Here is a 1,156-nt window from a genome sequence, read left to right on the forward strand (position 1 = left end):
CATATCATTAACAACGCCGTATTTGAGCCGTTATTTGCGACATATCGTATCCCCAGTTAGTGATATCGCGCCCTGCGTTTAGCTAATAGTAATAGGTCTACACACTGCAATAATAGAAGCTCTTCTGAGACCAAATCGACCATTTTTCAGGTTGTTCCTCTATTGAACTCATAACTCGTCGCATTAGCACTTCTCTCACCTTTCTCAAATCATTGAAAGCTTCTTTTTTGCATATAAATAAAATCTCCAAGCGAGGGAGGTAATTATTGTTATAATACCTATTGACGAATATCGTTTTTCTACCAATTACCTTACAGACAGGGAGTACACATTTTTTCAATAACCTAATCTTATTTTCAAACAATGGGAAAGGAAATTCATCGTATGTCACAATAGTTATACCATCGAATTTTCGTAATTCTAGAATAGCATCCCTATTATTTATAGAAACCACATGCACCTGTGGTTTATTTATACCTTTAAACACTTTTAAAACGTAATAAATTTCCTTTTTATTATAGTCTTTATGACCATTTATGATTAGCACCTTATTAAAATAACAACTCGCGACCATAGAAACAATATTAACACTTGAACGAGAACAACAAATAGTTATCGGTTCTCCAGATTCAAAATATCTAATCATTTTATCAAATATATCACTGTATATGTGGCTCATACTAGAACGTTCGAAGTACGTAAAATTATTCTGTTCTATACCTTGAATAAAACTATTTATTGAGAAACGACGATAATTCAACTCTTTGCCTAAAATATATTTTGTTCTTTCTCTAATGCCAACTTTATCATTATCAAAAAATGACAACACACCCCACACTTCGACAACCAATCTGCGAATAATTACATTATTATTAATCGAGAACCTACCTTCAAAAAATGAAACTTTTGAAATATAAAACCTCTTAAATTTTCCTATTATCGCATTCATATTAAAGGCCAACCTATTTAGGGAATCCAATTTATCCAAACGTCTTTTATCATTTGGCAACTAAATAAATCAGAGCATAAATCAGTCATAAATCTACATTCACCAATTAATGAAGATATAGCGATTTCTCGATAAATAAATCCACAATTCAGGCGTATAAAGCACACTCTCTGGTCCAAGGTCAGACCAGGGCGGGAGCATACTTTG

The 1,156-nt window shown here is 32.7% G+C and carries 1 protein-coding gene; it reads right to left on the reverse strand.

Annotated features, from left to right (window positions below; translation table 11 throughout):
• Positions 1 to 97: 97 nt before the first annotated feature.
• The gene (locus AB4371_RS22580) at positions 98 to 949 is read right to left on the reverse strand and encodes a hypothetical protein (RefSeq protein ID WP_372150697.1); all 852 of its coding nucleotides are present in this window, start codon (positions 947 to 949) and stop codon (positions 98 to 100) included.
• Between the last annotated feature and the right edge of the window lie 207 nt (positions 950 to 1,156).

Source organism: Vibrio sp. 10N.261.51.A3 (assembly GCF_041471965.1).
Classification (GTDB): Bacteria; Pseudomonadota; Gammaproteobacteria; order Enterobacterales; family Vibrionaceae; genus Vibrio; species Vibrio crassostreae_C.

Excerpts from the sequence above, each read along its gene's own strand:
- AB4371_RS22580 (WP_372150697.1), bottom strand. The coding sequence starts at position 949 with ATGAATGCGATAATAGGAAAATTTAAGAGGTTTTATATTTCAAAAGTT.